The organism is Streptomyces sioyaensis (assembly GCF_004122735.1).
Classification (GTDB): Bacteria; Actinomycetota; Actinomycetes; order Streptomycetales; family Streptomycetaceae; genus Streptomyces; species Streptomyces sioyaensis.
In genome coordinates this window covers 145,229-168,768 of sequence record NZ_SDIF01000001.1, presented here as the reverse complement: position 1 = coordinate 168,768, position 23,540 = coordinate 145,229, and the positions used below count along the sequence as shown (strand labels likewise).

Below are 23,540 nucleotides of genomic sequence, written 5' to 3'. Positions count from 1 at the left end.
TCCTACCGCCCGCCGTACCGCTCGGTATGGCCCGGTCCCGCGAGGGCGGTCCGGCGCCCGCGGTGTACGGTCTGTTGTCGTTCGAACGGTGAGAAAGAGGCAGGTGGCAGCGCGATGACTCCCCGCCGCGGCGAGGGCCCCGACGAGCCGACGTTCACCGAACGGGCCCGCCGCCGGCAGCTCATCGACGCCACCATCGACCTGATCTCCACCCGCGGCCATCCCTCGACCTCGCTGTCGGCGATCGCCGAGCGGGCCGGGCTGTCCAAGGCCGCGGTGCTCTACCACTTCTCCTCGAAGGACAACCTGACCCGGGCCGCGCTGGAGCACGTATTGGCGGACTTCAGCGCCCACGTCACCGAGCGGCTGGCCCGGGCGGCCGGCCCGCGGGACGCGCTCGTCGCCTATGTACGCGCGATGATCGGCTACCAGCAGGCCAACCGCCGACACGTGCGGGTGATCACCGAGATGCTGCTCGACGACGCCGGAGGCACCCGGCTCAAGACGCCGGGCTCGCATGACACCCACGGCCGTTGGCAGGCCCTTGCCGATCTCCTGACGGAGGGTCAGCAGGCGGGCGTCTTCCGGGAGTTCGACGCGCAGACGATCGCCCTGGCGATCGGCGGAGCGATCGACGGGGTGATCGCGCACTGGCTGGCGCACCCGGAGTACGACCTGGACGCCGCGGCCGCCGAGGTGGAGAAGTTCACCCTCGACGCGGTCGAGCGCCGGGCCTGACCCGGGCGAAGTCGGGGGCGCGCTCGGGGCGGACGCCGATCCCGCCCAGATAGCCGGTCACCGTCCGCAGGGGCGGCACCCGCCGCAGCAGCCGCATCGGCACCGGCAGCCGGTCGCCGTCGAGCGTGCCGTCCAGGGCTGCCCGGATCATCGTGTGCTCGGCCTGCTGGGTCTTCTGCACCACCGCCACCGGCAGTTGCCGCCGCTTCTGTACCCGCGCCAGATCGGCCACGCCGGGCACGCCACGGAGCAGTGGTCCCGCCAGGATCCGGGCCGCGGCGACCGCGTCCTGCAACGCCAGATTGACCCCCACCCCGCCGACCGGCGACATGGTGTGCGCCGCGTCGCCGAGGCACAGCAGGCCGGGGCGGTACCAGCGGCTGAGCCGGCCGAACGTGACCTCCAGCAGCTTGACGTCGTCCCAGGAGGCGATGGCGCCGGTCACCCGGTCGTCCCAGTCGAACAGGGCGCCGAGACGGTCCCGCAGCCACTGGATGTCGTGGCGGCGCAGCTCCGCGTCCCGGCCCTTCCCGATGAGATAGGAGGTCTGGTAGTACGTGCCGCGGTCCATGGTGACCGCGGCCTGCCCGCCGCCGAACCGTGCGAAGACCCGGCCGTCCTTGAGGTCGTCGACCGGTCCGTCGACCCGCACCTGCCAGACGTCCATCGGCACCTCGAACTGCCGCTGACGGAGCCCGGCCGCGGCACGCACCATGGAATCCCGGCCGTCGCAGGCGACCGTCAGCGCCGCGGCCAGTTCGCCGGGCGCGCCGTGCTCGTCGACGAACCGCACTCCCGTCACCCGGCCGTCCGTGGTGCGCAGCCCCGTGACCCTGGTGTGCATCCGCAGGGTGAAGTGCGGCTCCTCGGCCGCCGCGCGCGCGAGCAGGTCGAGGAAGTCCCACTGCGGCACCATCGCGATGTATTTGTGCCGGCCGGGGAGATGGCGCAGGTCGCCCAGCACGACCGTGGTGTCGCCGATCTGCGCCCGCATCTCCCGGATCTTGGCGAACGGCAGCCGCGCGAACGCCTCGCCGAGGCCGAGTTCGTCCAGCAGCCGCAGGGTCGACGGATGGACGGTGTCCCCCCGGAAGTCGCGCAGGAAGTCGCCGTGCTTCTCCAGCACGGTCACCTCGACGCCTGCCCTCGCCAGCAGCAGTCCGAGCATCATTCCTGCCGGTCCGCCGCCCGCTATGCAGCACGATGTGCGGTCCATGCCCTTGCCCCCCTCGTCGCGTACGGATGCGATGACGGCCGGCGCCGGCACAGCAGCGTCTGACCGATCGGTCAGCAATCTAACCGATCGGTCAGAGAGGCGATGAGGCGCCCCCGCGGGTCAGGCCGTGGGCTGTTGCAGCACCAGCTCCCGGAGCACGTCCTCCATCGTCACCAGCCCGGCCAGCCGGCCCTCGTCACCGATCACGGCGGCCAGATGCGTACGGGATCCGCGCATCGCCGTCAGCACGTCGTCCAGCGGCGTCGCCGCCTTGACGCGGGCGATCGGGCGCAGCGCCGACACCGGGAAGGGCAGCCGGCGGGGGGTGGCGTCCAGGGCGTCCTTGACGTGCAGATAGCCGAGAATGCGGCGGGTGTCGTCGACGACGGGGAAGCGGGAGAAGCCGGAATCGGCGGCCAATTGCTCCAGCTCCTCGGGGGTGATCCCCATCCGCGCGGAGACGACCTTGTCGGCCGGCAGCACCACGTCCCGCACCGGGCGGCGGCCCAGCTCCAGGGCGTCCCGCAGCCGCTCCTGCGCCCGTTCGTCGAGCAGTCCGGCAGCCCGGGAGTCCTCGACCATCTTCGCGAGCTGGGCGTGCGAGAACGTCGCGGCCACCTCGTCCCTGGTCTCCACCCGCAGCAGCGCGAGCAGACCGTTGGCGAGCGCGTTGATCGCAAAGATCGCCGGGCGCAGCGCCCGGGTCAGCGCGACCAGCGGCGGCCCCAGCAGCAGCGCACTGCGCACCGGCTCGGCCAGGGCGACGTTCTTCGGCACCATCTCGCCGAAGAGCATGTGCAGGTAGGTGGCCAGCGACAGCGCGATCACGAACGCGATCGGCTGGTTCAGCGCGGACGGGATCCCGACCGCGTGGAACACCGGCTCCAGGAGGTGGGCGATGGCCGGCTCGGCGACCACACCCAGCACCAGCGTGCACAGGGTGATGCCCAACTGGGCGGCCGCCATCAGGGCCGAGACGTGCTGCAACCCCCACAGCACGCTGGCCGCCCGGCGGTCCCCGCGCTCGGCGAACGGCTGGATCTGGCTGCGGCGCACCGAGATCAGCGCGAACTCGGCGCCCACGAAGAAGGCGTTGACGACCAGCGTCAGCAGGCCCACGAACAACTGCACCAGGGTCATCGGCCGGCCTCCGTCCCGCGCTCGTCGGAGCTGCCGGGCAGCGGGGCGTGCAGCAGCACCCGCGCGGCGCGATGGCCGGTGGCGTCGAGCACATCCATCGACCAGCCGGCAACCTCCAGGCCGTCGCCGGCCACGGGTATCCGGCCCAGTTCACTGGCGATCAGGCCGGCGAGGGTCTCGTACGGCCCTTCCGGCAGCCGCAGGCCGATCCGCTCCAGCTGGTCGGTGCGGGCGGCGCCGTCGGCCTGATAGAGCGGGCGGCCGTCGGCGTCGGCACCGGCCGGCGCCAGGTCGGGGGTCTCCATCGGATCGTGCTCGTCGCGGACCTCGCCGACGACTTCCTCGACGATGTCCTCCAGCGTCGCCACGCCGGCCGTGCCGCCGTATTCGTCGATGACCACGGCCATCGTGCGCTTGCCGGAGAGCCGGTCGAGCAGCCGGTCCACGGTCAGCGTCGTGGGGACGAGCAGCGGCTCGCGCACCAGCTCGGAGACCGGATGGCGGGGGCGGCGGTCGGCCGGGATGGTCAGCACGTCCTTGATGTGCGCCACCCCGACGACGCTGTCCAGGCTGCCGCGGTAGACCGGGAAGCGGGACAGCCCGCTCGCCCGGGTCGCGTTGGCCACGTCCTCCGCTGTGGAGTGCACGTCCAGCGCCATCACCTGCACCCGCGGGGTCATGACGTTCTCCGCGGTCAGATCGGCGAGATTGAGGGTACGGACGAACAGCTCGGCTGTGTCGGCCTCCAGCGCGCCCTCCTCGGCGGAGTGCCGGGCCAGCGCCACCAGCTCCTGCGGGCCGCGCGCGGAGGCCAGCTCCTCGGCGGGCTCCAGGCCCATCCGGCGGACCGTGCGGTTCGCGGCGTTGTTGAGGTGTCGGATCAGCGGCCGGAAGAGGGCGCTGAAGCCGCGCTGCGCGGTGGCGACGCGCCTCGCGATGGGCAGCGGGCTGGAGATGGCCCAGTTCTTCGGGACCAGCTCGCCGACGACCATCAGGACGACCGTGGAGATCGCCGTGCCGAGGACCAGAGCCAGCGAGTCCGCCGCCGAGCGCGGCAGGCCCATCGCGTCCAGCGGTCCGGCCAGCAAGGTGGCGATGGCGCTCTTGGACAGCATGCCGATGACCAGTCCGGTGACGGTGATACCGAGCTGGGCCCCGGAGAGCTGGAAGGTGAGGCTGCGGACGGCCTTCAGGGCACTGTCCGCGCCCCGCTCGCCGCGCTCGACGGCGCGTTCGAGGTCGCTGCGCTCGACGGTCGTCAGCGAGAACTCGGCCGCGACGAAGACTCCGCAGGCCAGGGTCAGGAGGAGCGCCACGCCCAGAGAGAGCAGGTCGGTCATCGAGTCACCTCCGTCCCATGATCGAGCAGGATCGGGAGGTTCGCGCTATGTCGGGAGGTAGCTCGACAACTGGGAGGTTCGCCCATGGCTGGACGCTCACACACCTTTCGCCGGGTCGGTGGAGCCTCCATGGTAAAGGATCAGCAAAGTCGCGAGGGAGGGGGTGGCCCGCCCCCGGGTGCGGGTCCCCCGGGGTGAGCCCTCCTCGTTCGTCGGCGGGTGCGGTCGGTCGCCTACGCGTGGTCAGTCGTGTGCGTCAGTCGACGAGGTGCTTGACCCAGCGGCTCCACTGCGGCTCGGGGGCGTACCCCGCCGCGCGCCAGGCATGGTGCGCCGACTCGTTGCGGTCCAGCACCATCGCGTCACCGCGCCTCCCGCCCAGTGCGCGGAACCGTTCCTCGGCGGTCGCCAGCAGCGTGCCGCCGATGCCCTGCCTGCGGTACGCGGGGTGCACGGCCAGCCGGTAGAGGTGACAGCGCCAGCCGTCGAAGCCGGCGATCACCGTGCCCACCAATGTGCCGTCCAGTTCGGCCAGCAGGAGCGACTCGGGGTCGCGGGCAACCAACCGTGCCACGCCATCGCCGTCATCGCTGATGCTGGTCCCCTCCGCGGCGTCCTTCCAGAAGGCCAGTACGGCATCGAGATCGGCCGGCGTCCCGGCCCGGACGTGTAGATCATTCATGACCGGATCCCATCACCGGGGGATGTGCGGTGTCGAAGCCTTTTCGGGCGCCGCGGGTCCGCCGTCTCCGTGCAGCCGTATATTTTCTGTGGCTGGCCCGAATTCTCCTTTCCCTGTCGGGGGAAACGCGAGCGACGTCCCGGGTATTTCTCCGGAAAGGGGCATCGGCTCATGGAAATCCGGCGCCTGTGCGGGCGACTTTCCGGAAGCTTTATTGACGACTTTTCCAGCAAGGCGGGTCGATCGTACCTGCTGTCGTCGCACCAGTTCGAGAGAAGGTGCACTTCAGGGCCCTGGCGGCGCGCTGTGAGACGGGTGAAAGGGAGGTCTTGCTTTTAAAGGTCGGAGAAAAACGGGCATGTTGCCTATTACGCCCATGGCGGGCCGTGGGTGGCTCGTCATTCGCGGAATCGATTGCCGATTGCTTTGTTACGGTGGCTCTGCTCTCGGAAAGGCGGTTCGGTTCACCGGCCATGCCTATGGGTAGTGGGCAGGGCTTTTCAGGCTTCTGAGCCTCCTCTTCCGGGTATCCCCCATGGAGACGATTTAATTGAACGTGAAATTTACCTCGCCGAAGCGTGAGGCGCGCGGTGCGCACCGGCGCAGGGTCAGGATGATCCCGATCGGCCTCGTCGCCTCGGTGGGCGTTGTCGCCGGATCGCTGGCGGTGTTCAACTCCCAGGACAACGCGAAGGCGGGTGAGGCCTTCCCGCCGTCCGCGCACACCGCCTCACCCACGGCCGCCCCGAGCGCCCGGCCGTCCGCTCCGGCCGGCACGCCGACCGCCTCCCGGCAGGCCGCCGGCAAGGTCGAGCGCTACGAGGCGGAAATCAACCGGCTGGTCAACAAGGCGCGGACCGAGCACGGTTGTGCGCCCCTGCACCGCGACCCCCGCCTGGACAAGGCGGCCCGGCTGCACAGTCAGGACATGGCCGCGCACGGCTTCTATGCGCACACCGCCCCCAACGGCAAGGGCCCCAAGGAACGCATGGAGGCACAGGGCTACCACGACACCTCGGCGGAGAACATCGATGCCTGGCCGACCACGCCGAAGGGAGCCTTCGACGCCTGGATGCACAGCCCCGGCCACCGCGCCAACATCCTTGCCTGCCACTCGAAGGCCACCGGTATAGGTGTCGCCCTGGGCGGAAAGCTCCGGGCGTACTGGACCCAGGACTTCGGCTACAAGTAAGGCCGAGCGCAGGGCGCCGGGCCGTCCGCCGGGTGCCGCGCCGTCCGGATGCCGCCGCGCGCGGCCCCGGGCCCCGGCACCCGGCCCCCGGCCCGGCGCGCGGCACCACGCGCCGGGTCCGCCGCCGCGCTCCTCCTTGCCGCTGCTAGCACCTGCGCGCTAGCTTGGAGGGGTGGCGAAGACACAGTTGAACGTCCGGGTGGACGAGGCCACTGCCGAAGCGGCGCGGGAGCGCGCTCTGCAGCGGGGGGTGAGCATGAACCGCTACATCGAGGAACTCGTTCTGAAGGACGCCGGCGAGGTCGGCCAGACCTTCGTGGAAGCGGCCTCCGACTTCATGAAGCAGTACGAGCGTGTCTTCGCCGAGGAATTCGGCCGGGAACCACGCGAGGCGCCGGACGCCACGCCCCCCGTCCCGCGCGAAGGACTGTCGGGCACGACGTGACACTGCGTATCGACCTCGCCTGGCTCCTTCTGATCGCCGAACAGCACACCCCCGGAGACCCCCAGGTCACCGACTGGGGCGCCCTGGTGGCCGCCGTCAGCCGCCACGAAGCCGAGATATTCGGTGTGCCCGTCTACGCCGACGCCCAGGACCGTGCCGCCGCGCTGCTCCAACTCCTGCTTCGCGTACCGGCGTTGGAGGGGTCGAATGCGATGTTCGCGACCGCTGTCGCCTACGGCTATCTCGTCGCCAGCGGACTGAAGATCGCCACCTCCCCGGAGCAGGTCCGCGACCTCGCCCGCCTCGTCAAGGACGGTACGGCCGACGTCTGCGCCATCGCGGACGCGCTGCGCGCCTGGACCGTCTGACCGCCCTGGTCGCTTCGGCCGCGCGGCCGCTCAGTCGGCGGGCCGTCGCGCCAGGCCCAGCACCGCCGGCGAGGTCGGCAGCGTCGGCCCGTGCTCCGGCACCGTCAGCCGGCGCACCCGCACCACCTCGAACCCGGCCGCCCGGACCTCGCCGAGCGGATCCCGGCCGGTGTGACAGCCGCCCATCAGCAGCGGCCAGATCGTCCGGTCCAGCGACCACTGCACCGCCGCCAGCCCCCGGCCCGCGGCCCGCCCGTGCTCGAAGAACCGCAGCTCACCGCCCGGACGCAACACCCGCCGCAGCTCCGCCAGCGCCCGCGGCACCTCGCGCACCGAGCACAGCACCAGCGAAGCCACCGCCGTATCGAACGCTTCGCTCTTGACCGGCAGCGCCTCCGCCACCCCCGGCACCAGATCCACCGGCATCTCCGCACGCGCCGCCGCAGACCGGGCCACCTCCCGCAGCGTGGGCTCCGGCTCGATCGCCACCACCTCCGAGACCGTCCCCGGATAGTGCGCGAAGTTCAGCCCGGTGCCGGCGCCGACCTCGATGACCCGGCCGGTGGCGCCCGCCAGCAGTTCCTTGCGGAGCGCGGCCACCCCCGCCCGCGCATCCACGGCCGGACCACAGCAGCTCGCGTAGAAGCGGGCGAACACCGGATGATGCACGGTGCCGTGCGGAACTCTCCTGCGCTGCCACATGACGGACCCCTTCGCCGGCGATGCCCGCTCCTGCCGTCAGTCTCCCCAACGGGCGGCCAAGGAGTCCCCAGGAGTCACCCGGTCCGCGGTGCGCACATCCGTACGGGCCGAGGGTGCTGTGCCCCGCCGGTCAGTCTTCCGCCTTCCGCGGCCGTCACGAGGGGATTCGGAACGCGTCCGATCCGCCGAGCGCCGGGGCCAGCCAGTTGGGAGCCGCGGCGCGGAAGGCGTCCGGAGTGAGGGCGCCGGAGTTCTCCGGGATCAGGCCGAGGAGCGGGGCGCCGGCCGCGTCCGGGAGGTCCGTCAGATTGCAGCGGGCCGCCAGGTCGGGTGCGGCCGGCCAGCTGCCGATGACGACGCCGGGGGAGTCGAGTCCGTACGAGCGCAGCGCCAGCGCGGTCAGTGCGGTGGCGTTGAGGGTGCCCAGGCCCGCCTGGGCGACCACCAGCACCGGGGCCTTCGCCAGCCGCGCGGCGTCGGCGAGGGTGTGGCCGTCCCCGTCGAAGCGGACGAGCAGCCCGCCCGCGCCCTCGACCAGCACCAGGTCGTGTGAGGCGGCCAGTTTCGCGGCGGCCTCGGCGATGTCCTGGGGGAGCACCGGGGGCAGACCGGCCCGCAGTGCGGCCGTCGCGGGCGCCAACGGGTCCGGAAAGCGGGCGAGTTCCAGGGTGGTGACCGGGCCGGCCAGTCGCCCGACCTCCGCCGCGTCGCCCGTCTCGTGCGCCGTGACACCGGTCTGGGCCGGTTTGAGCACGGCCACGGAACGCCCCTGGGCGAGCGCCGCCGCGGCGATCGCGGCAGTGGTCACGGTCTTGCCGATCTCCGTGCCCGTACCCGTCACGAACAGCACTGACATGGTGTGCCTCCGACTCCGCGCGGACCGTCCCCCAGGGGAGGGCCGCGATTGGTTCCTGGTGAAGAGTGCCGATGTGTGCCGCGACGGCGGCGGCGTGCCGGCGGTGCAGCGGACGGTGGCCGGCCGGACGCCCCGGCCCGCCGGCCACCGCCGACCGTGCGTCAGCCCTCGCGGGCCGCCGCGCACACCGCGGCGCAGATGCGCGCCAGATCGTCGTCGCCGGTGATGTACGGCGGCATGGTGTAGATCAGATCCCGGAACGGGCGCAGCCACACGCCCTCCCGGACGGCCGCCCGGGTCGCGGCCGCCATGTCCACCTCGTGATCGAGCTGTACGACACCGATCGCGCCCAGGACCCGTACCTCGCGGACCCCGGCCTGGCTCCGGGCCGGGGCCAGCCCCTCCCACAGCCCGGCCTCGATCCGCTTGACCTCCCGCGCCCAGTCCTGGGACAGCAGCAGTTCGATCGAGGCATCGGCGACCGCCGCGGCGAGCGGATTGCCCATGAAGGTCGGGCCGTGCGCGAGCACCGGCAGGGCACCGCGGGAGATGCCGTCCGCGACGGCCGCCGTGCACAGCGTTGCCGCCAGGGTCAGATAACCGCCGGTCAGCGCCTTGCCAAGACACATCACATCCGGTGCGATGCCCGCATGTTCCGCCGCGAAGAGCGCACCCGTACGGCCGAAGCCGGTCGCGATCTCATCGAAGACGAGCAGCACGTCGTGCGCGTCGCAGGCCTCCCGCAGCACCCGCAGATACCCGGGGGAGTGGAACGACATCCCGCCGGCGCCCTGCACCACCGGCTCCACGATCACCGCCGCCAGCTCCTCGGCGTGCCGGCCGATCAGCTCGTGCAGCTGCGCCGCGTACGCCTCGTCCGGCGCGGTATCGAAGCCGGCCGGCGGCGCGTCCGCGAAGATCTGCCGCGGCAGCACCCCCTGCCACAGCTCATGCATCCCGCCGTCCGGATCGCACACCGACATCGGCTGCCAGGTGTCGCCGTGGTAGCCGCCCCGCCAGGTCAACAGCCGCTGTTTGCGCGGCTTGCCGAGCGAGCGCCAGTACTGCAGGCACATCTTCACCGCGACCTCGACCGACACCGAACCGGAGTCGGCGAGGAAGACATGCTCCAGCGGCTCCGGGGTGATGTCGACCAGCCGCTTCGCCAGCCGCACCGCGGGCTCATGGGTGAGCCCGCCGAACATCACATGGCTCATCCGCCCCAGCTGGCCGCGCGCGGCGTCGTTGAGCACCGGGTGGTTGTAGCCGTGCACCGCCGACCACCACGACGACATGCCGTCGACCAACTCGTCCTGGCCCTCGACCGGTTCGGCCAGCCGGAGCCGGACCCCGGACGCCGACTCCACCAGCAGCGGCGCGGCCCGGCCGGGCATCGGCCCGTACGGATGCCACACGTGCTGCCGGTCGAGCGCCAGCAGTTCGCGGGGGGAGAGCGGCTCAGGCATTGGGCGGCAGCTCGGTACCGGCGCCCCGGCGACGCACCGAGACCAGGTCGCGGCGGGTCTCCTCGGGCGGCGCGGGGATCGTGGCGGCGGGCGCGCAGTCGTCGCCGGAGCAGCCGGACTCCGCGGTGTCCGCACCGCCGCAGCCCGGGCGGCGGTGCTCGGGCAGCGTCGTGGTGTCCGTGCCCTCGACCTCGAAGCCGGCGTCCGCGATCATCGCCAGATCGTCCTTGCCGGCCTGGCCCTCGCTGGTCAGATAGTCGCCGAGGAAGATGGAGTTGACCAGGTGCAGCGCCAGCGGCTGCATGCTGCGCAGATGCACCTCGCGGCCGCCGGCCAGCCGTACCTCGATGTCCGGGCAGACGAACCGCACCATCGCCAGAATGCGCAGTGCGCGCTGCGGGGTGAGGTTCCACTCCTTGCCGAGCGGGGTGCCCTCGAACGGGATCAGGAAGTTCACCGGGACGGAGTCGGGGTCCAGCTCGCGCAGCGCGAAGACCACATCGACGAGATCGGCGTCGCTCTCCCCCATCCCGGCGATCAGCCCGGAACAGGCGGACATTCCGGCCGCCTGGGCCTGCTGGACGGTGGAGACCCGGTCCGAGAAGTCGTGCGTGGTGCAGATGTCGCCGTATGTGGCTTCCGAGGTGTTGAGGTTGTGGTTGTACGCGTCGGCGCCCGCCGCGTGCAGCCGGTCGGCCTGGCCCTCGGAGAGCAGACCGAGGCAGGCGCACACCTCGATACCCTCGTTCTGCTCCTTGATGGTGGAGATCGTCTCCGAGACGCGGTCCACGTCCTTGTCCGTGGGGCCGCGGCCGCTGGCCACCAGACAGACCCGCTTGGCGCCGCCGGCGACCCCTGCCGCGGCCGCCTTGGACGCGTCATCCGGCTTGAGCCAGGTGTACTTGAGGATCTCCGCCTTCGACCCCAGCCGCTGGGAACAGTACGAGCAGTCCTCGGGGCACAGGCCCGACTTGAGGTTGACGAGATAGTTGAGTTTGACCCGCCGCCCGAACCACTGGCGGCGCACCTTTCCGGCCGCGGCCACGACATCGAGCAGTTCGTCATCGGAGGTCGCCAGTACGGCCAGCGCCTCTTCGCGGGTCGGCAACTCGCGCCGCAGTCCCTTGTCCACCAGTGTGCTCAGCAGGTCCATGGCGTTGATCCTGGCGTACGGCACCGCCCCCGGCCAAGGAGGATTCCCACAACGACCCAGGATGGAGGTGTGTGTATCGCCACACTGTGGGCCCACGGAACGACCGCTAACGTCTAGCAACAGCCCACAATCGAGGCCCACGGACGAAGGACGCCGATGCCGCAGGACTCCGCCCCCACGCTGCTCCGCGAGGGCTCGCCGGCCGCCCCCGCCGGGCCCCGCCGGCCGCCCCACGGAGCCGCCTTCGACTGGCTGGATGAAGCCCGCGACGCGCGCCGGCGCGCCGGACTCACCCGCACCCTGCGTCCCCGCCCGGCCGACCACCCGCTGCTCGACCTGGCCGGCAACGACTACCTCGGACTCGCCCGGCATCCCGAGGTCACCCGTGGCGCGGCGGCTGCCGCACACCGCTGGGGCGCGGGAGCCACCGGCTCCCGGCTGGTGACCGGCAGCACCGAACTGCATGCCCGGCTGGAGTCGGAACTCGCCGCCTTCTGCGGCTTCGAGGCCGCTTTGGTGCTGTCGTCCGGTTATACCGCCAATCTCGCCGCGGTCACCGCGCTCACCGCCGCCGGCACCCTGGTCGTCTCCGACGCGGGCAACCACGCCTCCCTCATCGACGGCTGCCGGCTCTCCCGGGCCCGCACCGAAGTGGTCCCGCACGCCGATCCCCAGGCCGTAGGCGCCGCGCTGAGCGGTCATGACGGCCGGGCGCTCGCCGTGACCGACTCGGTGTTCTCGGTCGACGGCGACGCCGCCCCGCTCCCCGCCCTCGCCGAGGTCTGCCGAACGCGGGCCGCCGCACTGCTCGTCGATGACGCACACGGCCTGGGCGTCCTCGGCGAGGGCGGTCGCGGCGCGCTGTGGGCGGCCGGGCTCGCCGGCGACGCCGATGTGGTGACCACCGTGACGCTCTCCAAGTCGCTGGGCTCCCAGGGCGGTGCGGTGCTCGGCCCGGCCCGGGTCATCGAGCACCTGGTCAACACCGCCCGGTCGTTCATCTTCGACACCGGTCTCGCCCCGGCGGCGGCCGGCGGTGCGCTCGCCGCGCTGCGGCTGCTGGGCCGTGAACCCCAGCGCGCCGCCCGGGCCGGGCAGGTCGCACGGAAGCTGCACGACCGGCTCACCGCGGCGGGCCTGGTCGCGGTGCGGCCGGACGCCGCGGTGGTCTCGGTACGCGCCCCCTCACCGGAGGCGGCGGTCGGCTGGGCTGCCGACTGCCGCGCGGCCGGACTCATCGTCGGCTGCTTCCGGCCCCCGTCCGTACCCGACGGGATCTCCCGGCTGCGGCTGACCGCCCGCGCGGACCTGACGGACGATCAGATCGACACGGCGGTCGGCACGATCCTGGCCACGGCGCCGGCTGTCTGAACCGGGGCGCGAGGCAGCGCTTGTCCGACGAACGGCACGGTGCGGCCCGACCGGTCGGCCGGGGTCGGCCACCTGGCCCACCACCGCCGGCACTTGACGGGTTGCAGGACGAGCGCGCAGGTCAGCGCACCCGCCCGTACCAGACCCCGGGGCTCCAGATCCGCTCCAGTCGCACCGTGCTCCCGGCCTTGGGCGCGTGCCACATCCGGCCGTTCCCGGCGTAGATGCCCACGTGGTAAATGCCGTTGGCCGAATGGAAGAAGACCAGGTCGCCGCGTCGCCGGGCGCCGGCCGGGACATGCCGGGTGCGGCTGTACTGCGCGGCGGCGGTACGGGGCAGGGCCCGGCCGGCGCGCAGGAACGAGTACAGCGTCAGCCCGGAACAGTCGAAGGCGTCCGGCCCCTGGGCCCCGTACTGGTACGGGGAGCCCCGCTTGGAGGCGGCGACCCGCAGCGCGTGTGCGGACACGGATGCGGCTTCGGCGCCCCCGGTGGTTCCCGGGGTGATGGTCGTCCCGCCGAGCGTGACGAGTGTCAGAGCGGCGACGGTGCCGGTGCGCGCCAGCAGATTCGGCGTATGCATGCGCACAGTCATGCGCAAACCCTTCGTCAGCCGCCTGCGAAGGAAGACCTGTCGGGTTCGGGCAGGCGAAGATGCCCGGCCGTGCGTACGGCTTCACCCCAAGGAGTCCGCCGGCCCGTGAAGGCCGTGGACCCCGTCCTGCTCGGGTCCTCCGCTCCCGCCGATCCACGAACGTCGACCGGACATCCGGACGGCGGCGGGATTAGGCGCCCGTCCGGACCGCCCCGTCGCTGTGGCGGGGTCTTGTCGTCGAAGGGATCCTCACGCACCCGGCGCCCAAACTCCGAGCTGAAAATGCCGTATGTGAGATGGGTCACATTTGGCCTGAATGGTGGGATTTGTTCCTCAAGGTGTCAGGGTCCCGGCTGTCGCGCGCCCTGGACCAGGAGCGAAACATCCGGGACCCGAAAAATTCCGGATGAACCGGCAATTCGGGGGTGGTTCGCAACGGGCGTGCGCGCTACGCCGTATGGGCAGCCCTGCCGCGTGTCGCGTCAACGCTCCGCGGGCGGCGGCACGGCGACGAGCCCGGCCCGCCGTTCGCCGTCCAGCACCCGCAGGGCCCGTGCCAGCGTGTCGTGGTGCAGTTCGCTCTCGCCGCGTTGGTGCATCAGCGTCAGCGCGTCCCGCAGTCCGGCGGCCGTGCCGACCAGTGCCTGGGCCGCACGCAGCCCGCTGTAGGTGCCGCCGCCGCGCGCCGGGTTGATACGGCCCAGCAGATCGAGCACCTCCAGATAGCGGTCGATCAACTCACCCTCGGCACGCGTGAGGGCGGGCAGCGGCGGGAGTTCGGGGGGCAGCATCCGGCGTCACCGCGCAACGAGGGGACGTGCCGACTGCTTGCGGTGCCGGGTGAGGCCGTCGATCAGGCCGTACTCCTGGGCGGCGTGGGCGTCGAAGATCTTGTCGCGCTCGATGTCGGCGGCGATCCGCTCGCGGGGCTGTCCGGTGTGCCGCGCGAGCATCTCCTCCAACATCTCGCGGGTGCGCAGCAGTTCCTCCGCCTGGATCTGCAGATCGGTGGCCTGGCCCTGGATCGGCTCATGGAGGGACGGCTGATGGATCAGTACCCGGGCGCCGGGCAGCGCCAGCCGCTTTCCGGGGGCGCCGGCGGCCAGCAGCACCGCGGCCGCGGAGGCGGCCTGCCCCAGGCAGACGGTCTGCACGTCGCACGAGACGAAGTTCATCGTGTCGTAGATGGCGGTCATCGCGGTGAACGAGCCGCCGGGGGAGTTGATGTAGAGCGAGATGTCCTGCTCGGGCGCGGCGTGTTCGAGGTGGATGAGCTGCGCCATCACGTCGTTGGCGGAGGCGTCGTCGACCGGGGTGCCCAGGAAGATGATGCGCTCGCTGAGCAGCTTGGAGTAGGGGTCCATGGTGCGCGTGCCCTGGGAGGTGCGCTCGGTGAACTCCGGAAGGACATAGCGGGCCGTCGGTGGCAGCATGCGTGCTCCTCTCTCTGTAAAAAATGTACAGGATGTACATCCCGTTAGAATGGGAGCAGATTCTAGTGATCAGTTACAAGTCCCAGGTCAGAGACTGTTTTAACTGTTCGCTGAGGGCGGATATCTCACAAGCTGTTCCTGGAACTGCGGCACAAGGTTGAGATCCTTCGGATGGCCGGGCGGGTCGTCGAGTGCTCGATCGACGAGATGGACCGCCCGCGGGTATCCAAGGACGCCGCCCTGCGGATCCCGCCGACCGAGCCATACACCCACCTGGTCGATCTGCACCGCGAGTTGGCCCGGACCAAAACCGGCGTGGCCTTCCACCGCACCCTCCTTCATCGCCTTTCCGGCGGCGAATTCCCCGTCGACGCCGCCCTGTTCGCGCGTATCGACCGCACGTTGGACCAGCTGGAGGAGGCCGCCGAGGAGCGCGATGCCGCCGCGCGACGGGTGATCGCCACTCTGGAGCCGATCGAGGCCGCCGCCCGCTCGGCACCGGTTGTCGGCGGAAGACCGATTGCGGCTGCCGACCAGGCTGCGCTGCTCGCCATCGCCGGCTCGTCCCGCGCACTGATCAGCGATGACGGTTCGGTCAGGCACACCGGTGACAACGTCGTCGGCGGGGGCGGCGTGGGCGACGACGAATCGATCCTTGTTGACCTGCAGCGAGCACCCGCGCACACCCCCGCCGAGACCGGCCTCCTGCCCGTCGATCCCGCCACCCTCGCCATCACACAAGCGGTGCAACACCCGCAGTGAGCGTACGTCGGAGAGCGAAGATCACTCCTGGCTGTTCCGTTCCACAGCTTGTTCGCGGTAGTACGTGCGCCAGATCAACCGGTGCACCCGCGTCCAGCGCGGTACGGATCGCACTCCGGGGATGAAAGGCACGAGCATCAGGCCCAGGCTGAGCAGCGCCATCAGGCCCCAGATCAGCGCGTCGGCGTTGCCGGAGGACTTGAAGGGTTCGATCTGATACCAGAAAGTGTAGAGCCACAGCCACGCCTGGCCCGGGTAGTTCCCGGTCTCGTTCATCATCCCCCACTGGTCGCCGCCGAGGTGCTCGGCACGGGCACGGGACTCCAGGTAGGAACCATCGGAGAGGAAGAGCAGCGGACGGGTGTAGTCGGTCTGGTAGAACTTGCCCTCCGCCTGGAGTTCGCCATCCAGGGCGCCGCTGCGGGCCAGACCGAGGAGGCGTGCGATGAGGACGGGGACCGGGCCGTAATCGCCCTTCGCGGGGGCGCCGCCGCCGGCCTTGGCCAGGGCGTCGGAGTAGGCCGAGGTCCATGCCTGGCGCCGGGCCGCCGGAGCGGCGGTCCAGGCGGCGAGGCCCGCGCTGACGGCGGGTGGTTCGGGGGCATTGCGCAGTGGACGCAGCACGAAGTCGTTTGCCGTGTCCACCGGGACGCGGACCCCCGCGGCGCTCTGCAGCCCGACCGGCCCGAGTTTCTGCGCCGCGCCCGGCGTGTGATTGTACGGCGGCCCGTACTGGGCCGTGCCGCTGGTGCCGCCGAGCTCGGACACGGCGGTCGCCGTGAAGTCGGCGCCGTCGGCCCTCGACCAGGAGGCCAGCGTCACCGGCTTGACGTCGGGCGAGGAGAAGACGGCGGCCAGGCCCGCGGTGAGCAGCGCGACCACCACCAGTGCGATCGTGAACTCCTTGACCAGGTCGTAGGGCCTGGTGGGGAAAGCGGCCGGGTCCGGCACGGCGCGCTTGCCGGCGCGTCGGGTCATTGCGCTGCCTCCTGCGTGGGCCCCTCCGCGGGATCCGGCGCGGCGTCGATCGGCGGCACGATCCCGCGCAGCCGGACCAACAGGATGTGCCAGACCGTCAGCAGGCCGAGGGCGAAAGGCAGCAGGACGATGTGCCACATCAGCATCTGGCCGAAGTCCAGCACGTTGAAGAACGCGCCGATGCCGACCGAGTTGAGCCCGTCCTTGGCCTGCCCGGCGATCCACTGGGAGTCGAAGTTCTGCTGGACCAGGTAGCCGGTGAAGGCCGTGCCGATCGAGGCGAAGAAACACACCGCACCGGTGACCCAGGTCAGCGCCCGCCGACCGCGCCAGGCGGCCATGAAGAACTTGCCCCACAGGTGGATCACCATGAAGAACATGAACAGCTCGACGCTCCACAGGTGCAGGCCGTTCACGTACGTGCCGGTCCCCGAGACATGCCACCATGCGGGCCCCTTCAGGGCCAGCACCCCGCCGGTGAGCAGGACGACGATCAGCGCGGCCACGGTGAGCACACCGAAGACGTAGATCCATGAGGCCATGTACGCGGGCTGGGTGTCCGGCAGCAACTTGTCCGGGGGCAGTGCCCGCACCGCCCGCCGCCGGACCGCTCCGGTCCAGCCTCCTCCCACCTCGCTCATCGTCGGCCTCGCCCTCGGGGGAAGGGCAGGAGCAGGGCCGCCACGAAGACGACCAGCATCACCCCGATGACCACGAGGTTGGCGACGGACAGCTGCACCACTCCCCAGTGGACGTAGCGCCCAGTCCCGTTGAGATCGATCGGCGGGGAAAGCACGCGCTCAACGGAGTGCGCATGTCCTGTCATGGGTCGGCTCCCCTCGAAGTCCGAGAGCAAGTAGAGCGCCTTGTCAGACCCTCGGCCTGCTGACCCGGCCGGACCCTGGCCCGAACGGCTCAATCGCGCAAGAGCTGCCTGGTCCGCGGCGTATCCCTGCCTTGCTCATCCGGTGGGACCTGCGCCAACAGCTCATCTCATGTGGCGAGTCGTCGGTAGCAGATGAGGGTGCAGGCCATGTCTCGTCGGCCACGTGGCCGACTGGAGCGGGTGGGGCCGAATGAGATCGCCGAGGACCGCCGCAGTGCGGTGCTGGTGTTCCTGGGTACTTGTGCCGCCCGCGCCGCCGACGACGTCGTCCTGCTCGTCCCCGGCTCGCGACGCCATCCGTCAGGCACGCGAGATCTTCGCCGCCGGGCACCGCGTCGTGATCTCCGCCGGCGACCTGCCGGTGACGCGACGAGGTGCGTCGGGCTGCCGGAAGGGTTAGCGTCGAAGCTGGGTCGGGGCCAGTGACACGCAACATCGGCCGTCCCGTTCATGGCATGTGAGCCGATCGCGATCGGCCGCGACCGAGGCCCCAGGTGTCGGGCCGCTTCGTCAGCAGTTCGGCCGAGAACGTGGGGAGCGAACCATGGCCGCCCGGGTTGCCATCAACGGGCTCGGCTGCATCGGCCGCTCGGCGCTGACCGAGCATGCCTTCGACGTTGCCGGCATCGTCTGCGTGACCGCACGGAAGACGATCGAAGCGGAGGAGGCCAACGAGATCTTCCGGCAAAAGGCCGCACGTGGCCGCTACCAGGATGGCCTGGGTGCCGTGGACAAACCCCTGGTACTCAGCGGCATCGTGGCGTGTCCGCGAGCATCCGCCGTCGGGCGCACGCTGACCACCGTTGCCGACGACGACCTGCCGGCGGTCACGGCCGGGTACGACAACGAGCGGGGCCGTGTTCAGCAGATGGTCCGCCAGGCCGTGGCCATACCGGGCGAGGCGGCAGCTCCGCGATGAGCACAGCAGCACCGGATCCCGCCACGGCCGGGCCAGTTCTCACCCTGACGATGAACCCCACCGTCGACATCTGCTGGGATGTCGACCACCTTGCCGACGTCGGCAAGAACCGCGCTCGGGTCAGGTCTGTGGCCGGCGGGGGCGGGGGAATCAACGTCGCCCGCGGTGTGGCGCGATTCGGAGGACGGGCAACTGCCGTCCACACCGCCGGCCGCGAGGTCGGCTGCCGCCTGAACAGGTTGCTGGACGAAGAGGGCATCGACCACATCGCCGTCGGCATCGATGGTGAGACCCGCGAAGCACTCGTGCTGTTCGAGACCGGGGCGCGCCGCAGTCATCACATCGTCCCGCCCGGCCCACACCTCGACGACCAGGAGGGACGACGCTGCCTGGACGTGCTAGGGCAGGCGATCGGCACCAGCAGGTACGTAGTAGCAAGCGGCAGCCTGCCCGGCGGCCTGCCTGACGACTTCTACACGGCCGTCGCCCGCCGGGTCAAAGCGGCCGGATCCCGGCTGGTGCTGGACACGTCGGGCCCGGCGCTGCGGCAGGCGCTGGCGGAAGGCGTCTTTCTGCTCAGGTGCAACCGCACAGAGGCCGCCGATCTCCTCGGCCGGACCGTACGCAGCTTCGACGACGCCCTGGCCGTCAACGAGCAACTGCTCACCATGGGCGCCGCCGAGATCACCATCACCACGATCGGCGACCTGGGCGCGCTCTGCTCGACCCGTCACGGCCACACCGAACTGCGTGCACCGCCGATGCCCGGGGAGCTGCTCAGCGACGCCGGGGCCGGAGACAGCATGGTGGCCGCGCTCACCGTACGGCTGGCCGCAGGGGACGATCCGGTCAGTGCCTGCGCGCTGGGGGTGGCCGTGGCCGCCGCGTCGGTGCTCACTCCCGGCACCGAGCCCTTCGACCGTGGGATGGCCGAGTCCCTCTGCCCCGATGTAGGGATCACGTTCCGAACCAGCTCGTGAATGACAACGTCGGACGCCTTTCCGCCGTACGGATCCACTTCCCGTCACACCGGCCGTCGGCATTGAGGAGGCATGACGTCATGCTGAACACCCCGCACATTGTCAGCGACGTGATGACGAAGACCGTGGCTGCGGTCGACCGTGCGGCGCGGTTCAAAGAGATCGTCGAGACCATGGAACGGTGGAAGGTCAGTGCTCTGCCTGTGCTTGCGGGGGAGGGCCAGGTGGTCGGCGTGGTCTCCGAAGCGGATCTGCTGCCAAAGGAGGAGTTCCGGGAGTCGGACCCCGACCGTCTGGAGCAACTGCGACGGGTCGATGACGTCCGCAGAGCGGAAGCCGTGACGGCGGGAGAGCTGATGAGCAGCCCCGCCCATACCGTGCGTGCCAATGCCACGCTCTCCCAGGCCGCTCGAACGATGGCGCATGAGTCGGTGAAACGGCTTCCGGTGGTGGATGCGCACGGGGTGCTCCAGGGCATCGTCAGTCGGGCGGACCTGCTGAAGGTCTTTCTGCGCTCGGACGACGACCTGGCGCAGGAAGTCCGCCGGGACATCCTCGGCGCGCTGTTCGCGGCACCGACCCGGGATCTGCATGTCACTGTCACCAACGGCGTCGTCACGCTGCGTGGGCAGGTTCGGGACACTTCACTCATCCCGGTGGCTGCGCGCCTGGTGCGAGCTGTCGAGGGCGTGGTGGACGTGGAATTCGATGTGACCTGCCCGGATGCCGCACGGACGGGGCCCACGGCGGCGGACTGGTTGGGAGAAGCACGGTGAGGAGGACGGCACATCCCCTGGCCTCCGGATGGAGGGTTCGGCTGCGCCCCCCCCCGGGGCGCTGGTCCGGGTCGCCGAGCAACGTTCGCGCGCGCACCATGGAACGCATCCGAACGCACTCGATTCGCGGAGGTGACCGCGATGAACATGCCCGTTCGACACCGGCCCGGTAGCCTGCTGGAAAGTGCTGTGCCCTCCCTGAGCTGGGGTGGTCCCATCACCTCGGAGATCGATGAACTGTTCCAGCGCATGGAGCACCTGCTGGAGTCCGCCGGTGCCGCGCCCTCGCTGGGCGCAGGGACGCACTGGGCGCCACTGGCGGATATGCACGAGACGGATGACGCCTACATCATCGAGGCGGAGCTGCCCGGTGTGAAGCGTGACGACATCGATGTCGAGGTCAGCGGTCAGGGGTTGCACATCTCCGGTGAGTACAAGCAAAGCGAGCGCGAAGGCGTATTGCGCCGCACCACTCGCCGGACAGGCAGCTTCGAATACCGGGCCCTCCTGCCCGCCGATGTGAAAGCCGAGGAGGTCACGGCGAGCCTGGCGGACGGTGTACTGACCGTCTCAGTCCCCAAAACACAGGCCACAATGCCACGGCACATCGACATCACGACCTGAGACTGCCGTCGAAACACCGTATGGGGCGGGCGCCTTGCGGCATCCGCCCCGTAACGCGAAGGACCGTCCGCGTACGACCGTCCTCGATCCGTGCGGAGGCAACAGGCCGGCAGCGGGCTCCGCGGCAGCACCCTCTCCACCACACGGCGCGGTGTGCCGAGCATGCGGCCCGCACCATCTGCGAGCTGCCGCGAAGCCGGCGCTGTTACCCGGCGGCTCACCGCGGCGTCCTGTTGCCGCCCGCCGTGGTGGCATCGTCATCAGCGGTTGGCTGCCCTCGTAGTACGTCCAGGACGGTGGAACCGGCGATGGTTTCGTGGATGATGAGCCGCTTTGCGAGGTCGTCGAGTGCCGTGCGGTGTTCGCGCAGCAGGGCCACGGCGCGTTTCTCGGCCTGCCGGACGAGGCGGGTGGTCTCCTCGTCGACGATGCGCTGGGTGTGCTCGGAGTACGGCCGCTGCGGGGCTGCTTCGGGGGGCTCTCCGCCGAGGCGTTGAGGGGTGCCCGAGGCGTAGCCGACCGGGCCGAGGGCGGGGGACAGGCCGAAATCGCGGACCATGCGGCCGGCGATCTGGGTGGCGCCGGCCAGGTCGTCGGCGGCGCCGGTCGAGCCCTCGCCGAAGGCGACGAGTTCGGCGGCCCGGCCGCCGAGCCGGACGGTCAGCAGATCGTTCAGATAGCCCTCACTGTAGAGGTGGCGTTCGGCTTCGGGGAGCTGCTCGGTGGCGCCGAGGGTCGGTCCGGAGGGCAGGATGGTCACCTTCGCGACCGGGTCGGCGTGCTCGCACAGAGCCGCGACGAGGGCATGCCCGGACTCGTGGACGGCGACCGCATGGCGTTCTTCGGGAAGCAGGGCGTTGGAGGTTTCCCGCCGACCGAGGAGAACCCGGTCGCGGGCGGAGTCCAGGTCCTGGGCGGAGATGACGGTGCCGCCCGCGCGGACTGCGTGGATGGCTGCCTCGTTGACGAGGTTCGCGAGATCGGCTCCGGAGAAACCGGGCGTGGCTCGCGCCACGACGTCCCAGTCGACGTCGGGTGCAAGTGTCTTGCCGCGGGCGTGGACGATCAGGATCGCCGCTCGCTCGGCCTGGTTCGGCAGCGGGACGGTCACATGCCGGTCGAAGCGTCCGGGTCTCAGGAGCGCCGTGTCGAGGGCTTCGGGCCGGTTGGTCGCGGCGAGCACCACGATGCCGCTGCTCTGGTCGAAGCCGTCCATCTCGGCCAGGAGCTGGTTGAGGGTCTGCTCGCGTTCGTCGTTGCCGCCCAGGCGCACCCCGCCGCGGCGGCTGCCGACGGCGTCGATCTCATCGATGAAGATGATCGAGGGGGCACGTTTGCGTGCGTCGGCGAAGAGGTCGCGGACCCGGGAGGCGCCGACCCCGACGAACATCTCCACGAACGCCGATCCGGTCACTGACAGGAAGGGGACCTCGGCCTCGCCGGCGACGGCGCGTGCCAGCAGCGTCTTGCCGGTGCCCGGTGGCCCGACCATGAGCACTCCGCGTGGTCCCTTGGCTCCGGCCAGTGCGTACCGCTCCGGGTGGCGCAGGAAGTCAACGACCTCGCTGATCTCCTGCTTGGCGCCCTCGTATCCGGCGATGTCGACGAAGCGGGTGGTCGGCCGCTCGGCCTCGATGATTTTGGCCCGGGACCGTCCGATGCCGCTCAGTCCCCCGGACAGCGTGCGGGCGGCCCTCCGTCCGGTCCACAGGAACAGCGCACCGAGAAGGACCAGCGGCAGGACGAATGCCAGCAGCGTCCCCAGGCCGCTGCCGCCGCCGTGGGAGGCGGTGATGTCCACATTCTCGGACCGCAATTGTTGCTCAAGGCTGCTGTTGTCCAGTGCGGTGGGGATCTGGGTGGTGAATTTCCGTCCGTCTTCGAGGGTTCCGTCGACAGCTCCCTTGTCGTCGATGTCGACCGTCTTGACCTGGCCCGTGTTCACCTTGCCGAGGAATTGGCTGTACGAAACCGACACCCCCGGCGAGGGCTGGGAGCGCATGAGGAGGACCAGGAACACGATCACCAGAACGACGGGCAGCAGCCACGTCCGCCAAGTGGGCCTGGGTTGCGAAGCCGGCGGCTTGGGCGGCTCGCGTGGCGGCCCCGGTTTGACCGATCGCGTCGGATGCCGTCCTGGTAGGCGGACTGCTGTGATCATTTGGATGGCTCCTCGACGAGGCCTCCCACGACGCGGCTCTTCCGCCGGACGGCCGGTGCAGGCTACCGCGGGCGTCCCCCCTTCCACGCTATTCCCCTGACCTGCCGCACGAAATGTGACAGCACGGGTCCTGCCCCGCTCGCCCCGCGGGCGAGGCCGGTCGTGCAGTCAGGCGGACGCCGTGGCCGCCCGACCCGAGGCTGGCCCATTCGACCCATTTCATGTATGGCCCGCACCCCGGAGACTGATTCCAGGCCCCACGGGGCGGCGCACGGGCGCACGAGGGGACATAGCCCCGTGCCCGCCCCAACCGGACGAACTTGAGGGAGTCACCGCCATGACCACCGCACGCGACATCATGCACAGTGGTGCCACCTGTGTTCAGGAGAGCGAGACCCTGGTGGACGCGGCACGTCGGATGCGCGAGCTCGATGTGGGCGCACTGCCCCTCTGCGGCCCCGACGACCGCCTGCACGGGATCATCACCGACCGCGACATCGTCCTCAAATGCCTCGCCAAGGGCAAGGACCCGCACACCATGACCGCTGGTGAACTCGCGCAGGGCAAGCCCGTCACCATCGGTGCCGACGCCGGAGCGGAACAGGTCCTGAAGGCCATGGAGGAGCACCGGATCCGGCGGCTGCCGGTCATCGACGACCACCGGCTGGTCGGCATGATCAGCGAAGCCGACCTTGCCCGGCACCTGGCAGAAAAGAAGGTCGGGCACTTCGTCGAAACCATCTGTGCGACCGCTTGA

Annotated in this window: 25 protein-coding genes, 1 pseudogene and 1 riboswitch; of the genes and pseudogenes, 11 read left to right on the top strand and 15 right to left on the bottom strand. The window is 70.7% G+C overall.

All coding sequences use genetic code 11. The features are described 5' to 3' along the window. Nucleotides 1-114: 114 nt before the first annotated feature. Entirely contained in the window at nucleotides 115-738 is a 624-nt protein-coding gene (locus EST54_RS00780) for a TetR/AcrR family transcriptional regulator (RefSeq protein ID WP_129243674.1), read from the top strand. On the opposite strand, the gene EST54_RS00775 is transcribed toward EST54_RS00780, so the two are convergent. From EST54_RS00775 to EST54_RS00760, 4 genes are all read right to left on the bottom strand, one after another. Continuing rightward, on the bottom strand, nucleotides 707-1,954 hold the full coding sequence (locus EST54_RS00775) for an FAD-dependent oxidoreductase (RefSeq protein WP_129243672.1): 1,248 nt from the start codon (nucleotides 1,952-1,954) through the stop codon (nucleotides 707-709). The two genes, EST54_RS00780 and EST54_RS00775, sit on opposite strands and share 32 nt — an antisense overlap. Nucleotides 1,955-2,074: 120 nt before the next feature. After that, nucleotides 2,075-3,094 (bottom strand): hemolysin family protein, encoded by a 1,020-nt coding sequence (locus tag EST54_RS00770; RefSeq protein WP_129243669.1) that lies wholly within the window; start codon nucleotides 3,092-3,094, stop codon nucleotides 2,075-2,077. Next, nucleotides 3,091-4,434: a hemolysin family protein gene (locus tag EST54_RS00765; protein WP_129243666.1), complete on the bottom strand. Its 1,344-nt coding sequence runs from the start codon at nucleotides 4,432-4,434 to the stop codon at nucleotides 3,091-3,093. Before EST54_RS00765 ends, EST54_RS00770 begins: the two co-directional genes overlap by 4 nt. A gap of 256 nt (nucleotides 4,435-4,690) precedes the next feature. Beyond that, entirely contained in the window at nucleotides 4,691-5,116 is a 426-nt protein-coding gene (locus EST54_RS00760) for a GNAT family N-acetyltransferase (RefSeq protein ID WP_129243663.1), read from the bottom strand. Between the two features lie 556 nt (nucleotides 5,117-5,672). Here EST54_RS00760 and EST54_RS00755 point away from each other — a divergent pair. The 3 genes from EST54_RS00755 to EST54_RS00745 all read left to right on the top strand — a co-directional run bounded on the left by EST54_RS00755 (nucleotide 5,673) and on the right by EST54_RS00745 (nucleotide 7,121). Beyond that, nucleotides 5,673-6,308, top strand: coding sequence for a CAP domain-containing protein (locus tag EST54_RS00755; protein WP_244942412.1), 636 nt, complete (start codon nucleotides 5,673-5,675; stop codon nucleotides 6,306-6,308). Between the two features lie 172 nt (nucleotides 6,309-6,480). After that, nucleotides 6,481-6,753, top strand: a complete 273-nt coding sequence (locus tag EST54_RS00750) for a toxin-antitoxin system HicB family antitoxin (protein WP_129243657.1) — start codon at nucleotides 6,481-6,483, stop codon at nucleotides 6,751-6,753. Next, nucleotides 6,750-7,121, top strand: coding sequence for a fic family toxin-antitoxin system, toxin component (locus EST54_RS00745; RefSeq protein WP_129243654.1), 372 nt, complete (start codon nucleotides 6,750-6,752; stop codon nucleotides 7,119-7,121). Before EST54_RS00750 ends, EST54_RS00745 begins: the two co-directional genes overlap by 4 nt. Before the next feature lie 30 nt (nucleotides 7,122-7,151). Here EST54_RS00745 and EST54_RS00740 read toward each other — a convergent pair whose 3' ends face one another. The 4 genes from EST54_RS00740 to bioB form a co-directional block, all read right to left on the bottom strand. Further along, a complete protein-coding gene (locus EST54_RS00740; RefSeq protein WP_129243651.1) occupies nucleotides 7,152-7,823 on the bottom strand; it encodes a class I SAM-dependent methyltransferase in 672 nt (223 codons plus the stop codon). A gap of 154 nt (nucleotides 7,824-7,977) precedes the next feature. Then, nucleotides 7,978-8,679, bottom strand: coding sequence for a dethiobiotin synthase (gene bioD / locus EST54_RS00735; protein WP_129243648.1), 702 nt, complete (start codon nucleotides 8,677-8,679; stop codon nucleotides 7,978-7,980). Between the two features lie 161 nt (nucleotides 8,680-8,840). After that, nucleotides 8,841-10,145: an adenosylmethionine--8-amino-7-oxononanoate transaminase gene (locus EST54_RS00730; protein WP_129243645.1), complete on the bottom strand. Its 1,305-nt coding sequence runs from the start codon at nucleotides 10,143-10,145 to the stop codon at nucleotides 8,841-8,843. Beyond that, nucleotides 10,138-11,298, bottom strand: coding sequence for a biotin synthase BioB (bioB, locus tag EST54_RS00725; RefSeq protein ID WP_129243642.1), 1,161 nt, complete (start codon nucleotides 11,296-11,298; stop codon nucleotides 10,138-10,140). Before bioB ends, EST54_RS00730 begins: the two co-directional genes overlap by 8 nt. A 156-nt stretch (nucleotides 11,299-11,454) precedes the next feature. Here bioB and EST54_RS00720 point away from each other — a divergent pair, with 156 nt between their 5' ends. Then, nucleotides 11,455-12,669 carry an 8-amino-7-oxononanoate synthase gene (locus EST54_RS00720; RefSeq protein ID WP_129243639.1) on the top strand — a complete coding sequence of 405 codons (1,215 nt, stop codon included), beginning with the start codon at nucleotides 11,455-11,457 and terminating at the stop codon, nucleotides 12,667-12,669. Nucleotides 12,670-12,790: 121 nt separating this feature from the next. Here the strand turns inward: EST54_RS00720 and EST54_RS00715 are convergent, their stop codons facing one another. The 3 genes from EST54_RS00715 to EST54_RS00705 all read right to left on the bottom strand — a co-directional run bounded on the left by EST54_RS00715 (nucleotide 12,791) and on the right by EST54_RS00705 (nucleotide 14,697). After that, a complete protein-coding gene (locus EST54_RS00715; protein WP_129243636.1) occupies nucleotides 12,791-13,264 on the bottom strand; it encodes a C40 family peptidase in 474 nt (157 codons plus the stop codon). 4 nt (nucleotides 13,265-13,268) lie between these two features. Next, nucleotides 13,269-13,461: riboswitch (cyclic di-AMP (ydaO/yuaA leader) on the bottom strand. A 285-nt stretch (nucleotides 13,462-13,746) separates the two neighbouring features. After that, entirely contained in the window at nucleotides 13,747-14,055 is a 309-nt protein-coding gene (locus tag EST54_RS00710) for a hypothetical protein (protein ID WP_129243633.1), read from the bottom strand. A 6-nt stretch (nucleotides 14,056-14,061) separates the two neighbouring features. Further along, entirely contained in the window at nucleotides 14,062-14,697 is a 636-nt protein-coding gene (locus EST54_RS00705; RefSeq protein ID WP_129243631.1) for an ATP-dependent Clp protease proteolytic subunit, read from the bottom strand. A 207-nt stretch (nucleotides 14,698-14,904) separates the two neighbouring features. Between EST54_RS00705 and EST54_RS35810 the strand changes: the two are divergent. Next, nucleotides 14,905-15,381: pseudogene (locus EST54_RS35810) on the top strand (hypothetical protein); the annotation flags it as partial. Between the two features lie 99 nt (nucleotides 15,382-15,480). On the opposite strand, the gene EST54_RS00690 reads toward EST54_RS35810, so the two are convergent. The 3 genes from EST54_RS00690 to EST54_RS00680 are packed head-to-tail and all read right to left on the bottom strand — an operon-like array spanning nucleotide 15,481 to nucleotide 17,263. Then, complete coding sequence (locus EST54_RS00690; protein WP_129243628.1) at nucleotides 15,481-16,437, bottom strand: hypothetical protein; 957 nt, start codon at nucleotides 16,435-16,437, stop codon at nucleotides 15,481-15,483. Continuing rightward, on the bottom strand, nucleotides 16,434-17,078 hold the full coding sequence (locus tag EST54_RS00685; RefSeq protein ID WP_129243626.1) for a cytochrome b N-terminal domain-containing protein: 645 nt from the start codon (nucleotides 17,076-17,078) through the stop codon (nucleotides 16,434-16,436). Before EST54_RS00685 ends, EST54_RS00690 begins: the two co-directional genes overlap by 4 nt. Next, complete coding sequence (locus EST54_RS00680; RefSeq protein WP_129243623.1) at nucleotides 17,075-17,263, bottom strand: hypothetical protein; 189 nt, start codon at nucleotides 17,261-17,263, stop codon at nucleotides 17,075-17,077. The genes EST54_RS00685 and EST54_RS00680 overlap by 4 nt, the downstream gene beginning before the upstream one ends. A 604-nt stretch (nucleotides 17,264-17,867) precedes the next feature. Between EST54_RS00680 and EST54_RS00675 the strand changes: the two genes are divergently transcribed. The 4 genes from EST54_RS00675 (at nucleotide 17,868) to EST54_RS00660 (ending at nucleotide 20,622) form a co-directional block, all read left to right on the top strand. Next, nucleotides 17,868-18,242 carry a hypothetical protein gene (locus tag EST54_RS00675; protein ID WP_129243618.1) on the top strand — a complete coding sequence of 125 codons (375 nt, stop codon included), beginning with the start codon at nucleotides 17,868-17,870 and terminating at the stop codon, nucleotides 18,240-18,242. Further along, nucleotides 18,239-19,222 (top strand): 1-phosphofructokinase family hexose kinase, encoded by a 984-nt coding sequence (locus EST54_RS00670; RefSeq protein WP_129243614.1) that lies wholly within the window; start codon nucleotides 18,239-18,241, stop codon nucleotides 19,220-19,222. Before EST54_RS00675 ends, EST54_RS00670 begins: the two co-directional genes overlap by 4 nt. An 80-nt stretch (nucleotides 19,223-19,302) precedes the next feature. Continuing rightward, entirely contained in the window at nucleotides 19,303-19,998 is a 696-nt protein-coding gene (locus EST54_RS00665; RefSeq protein ID WP_129243611.1) for a CBS domain-containing protein, read from the top strand. A 141-nt stretch (nucleotides 19,999-20,139) separates the two neighbouring features. Further along, nucleotides 20,140-20,622 (top strand): Hsp20/alpha crystallin family protein, encoded by a 483-nt coding sequence (locus EST54_RS00660; RefSeq protein ID WP_129243608.1) that lies wholly within the window; start codon nucleotides 20,140-20,142, stop codon nucleotides 20,620-20,622. Between the two features lie 217 nt (nucleotides 20,623-20,839). Here EST54_RS00660 and ftsH read toward each other — a convergent pair whose 3' ends face one another. Then, nucleotides 20,840-22,783: an ATP-dependent zinc metalloprotease FtsH gene (ftsH, locus tag EST54_RS00655; protein ID WP_129243605.1), complete on the bottom strand. Its 1,944-nt coding sequence runs from the start codon at nucleotides 22,781-22,783 to the stop codon at nucleotides 20,840-20,842. A 337-nt stretch (nucleotides 22,784-23,120) separates the two neighbouring features. Here ftsH and EST54_RS00650 point away from each other — a divergent pair, with 337 nt between their 5' ends. Beyond that, nucleotides 23,121-23,540: a CBS domain-containing protein gene (locus tag EST54_RS00650; protein WP_129243601.1), complete on the top strand. Its 420-nt coding sequence runs from the start codon at nucleotides 23,121-23,123 to the stop codon at nucleotides 23,538-23,540.

Bases quoted from the DNA above. Each gene is read 5' to 3' on its own strand.
- EST54_RS00665 (WP_129243611.1), top strand. From the start codon at position 19,303: ATGCTGAACACCCCGCACATTGTCAGCGACGTGATGACGAAGACCGTG.
- EST54_RS00760 (WP_129243663.1), bottom strand. From the start codon at position 5,116: ATGAATGATCTACACGTCCGGGCCGGGACGCCGGCCGATCTCGATGCC.
- EST54_RS00780 (WP_129243674.1), top strand. From the start codon at position 115: ATGACTCCCCGCCGCGGCGAGGGCCCCGACGAGCCGACGTTCACCGAA.
- EST54_RS00675 (WP_129243618.1), top strand. From the start codon at position 17,868: ATGGCCGCCCGGGTTGCCATCAACGGGCTCGGCTGCATCGGCCGCTCG.
- EST54_RS00715 (WP_129243636.1), bottom strand. From the start codon at position 13,264: ATGACTGTGCGCATGCATACGCCGAATCTGCTGGCGCGCACCGGCACC.
- EST54_RS00720 (WP_129243639.1), top strand. From the start codon at position 11,455: ATGCCGCAGGACTCCGCCCCCACGCTGCTCCGCGAGGGCTCGCCGGCC.
- EST54_RS00765 (WP_129243666.1), bottom strand. From the start codon at position 4,434: ATGACCGACCTGCTCTCTCTGGGCGTGGCGCTCCTCCTGACCCTGGCC.
- EST54_RS00690 (WP_129243628.1), bottom strand. From the start codon at position 16,437: ATGACCCGACGCGCCGGCAAGCGCGCCGTGCCGGACCCGGCCGCTTTC.
- EST54_RS00775 (WP_129243672.1), bottom strand. From the start codon at position 1,954: ATGGACCGCACATCGTGCTGCATAGCGGGCGGCGGACCGGCAGGAATG.
- bioD (WP_129243648.1), bottom strand. From the start codon at position 8,679: ATGTCAGTGCTGTTCGTGACGGGTACGGGCACGGAGATCGGCAAGACC.
- EST54_RS00650 (WP_129243601.1), top strand. From the start codon at position 23,121: ATGACCACCGCACGCGACATCATGCACAGTGGTGCCACCTGTGTTCAG.
- EST54_RS00740 (WP_129243651.1), bottom strand. From the start codon at position 7,823: ATGTGGCAGCGCAGGAGAGTTCCGCACGGCACCGTGCATCATCCGGTG.
- EST54_RS00680 (WP_129243623.1), bottom strand. From the start codon at position 17,263: ATGACAGGACATGCGCACTCCGTTGAGCGCGTGCTTTCCCCGCCGATC.
- ftsH (WP_129243605.1), bottom strand. From the start codon at position 22,783: ATGATCACAGCAGTCCGCCTACCAGGACGGCATCCGACGCGATCGGTC.
- EST54_RS00770 (WP_129243669.1), bottom strand. From the start codon at position 3,094: ATGACCCTGGTGCAGTTGTTCGTGGGCCTGCTGACGCTGGTCGTCAAC.
- EST54_RS00730 (WP_129243645.1), bottom strand. From the start codon at position 10,145: ATGCCTGAGCCGCTCTCCCCCCGCGAACTGCTGGCGCTCGACCGGCAG.
- EST54_RS00705 (WP_129243631.1), bottom strand. From the start codon at position 14,697: ATGCTGCCACCGACGGCCCGCTATGTCCTTCCGGAGTTCACCGAGCGC.
- bioB (WP_129243642.1), bottom strand. From the start codon at position 11,298: ATGGACCTGCTGAGCACACTGGTGGACAAGGGACTGCGGCGCGAGTTG.
- EST54_RS00660 (WP_129243608.1), top strand. From the start codon at position 20,140: ATGAACATGCCCGTTCGACACCGGCCCGGTAGCCTGCTGGAAAGTGCT.
- EST54_RS00670 (WP_129243614.1), top strand. From the start codon at position 18,239: ATGAGCACAGCAGCACCGGATCCCGCCACGGCCGGGCCAGTTCTCACC.
- EST54_RS00710 (WP_129243633.1), bottom strand. From the start codon at position 14,055: ATGCTGCCCCCCGAACTCCCGCCGCTGCCCGCCCTCACGCGTGCCGAG.
- EST54_RS00685 (WP_129243626.1), bottom strand. From the start codon at position 17,078: ATGAGCGAGGTGGGAGGAGGCTGGACCGGAGCGGTCCGGCGGCGGGCG.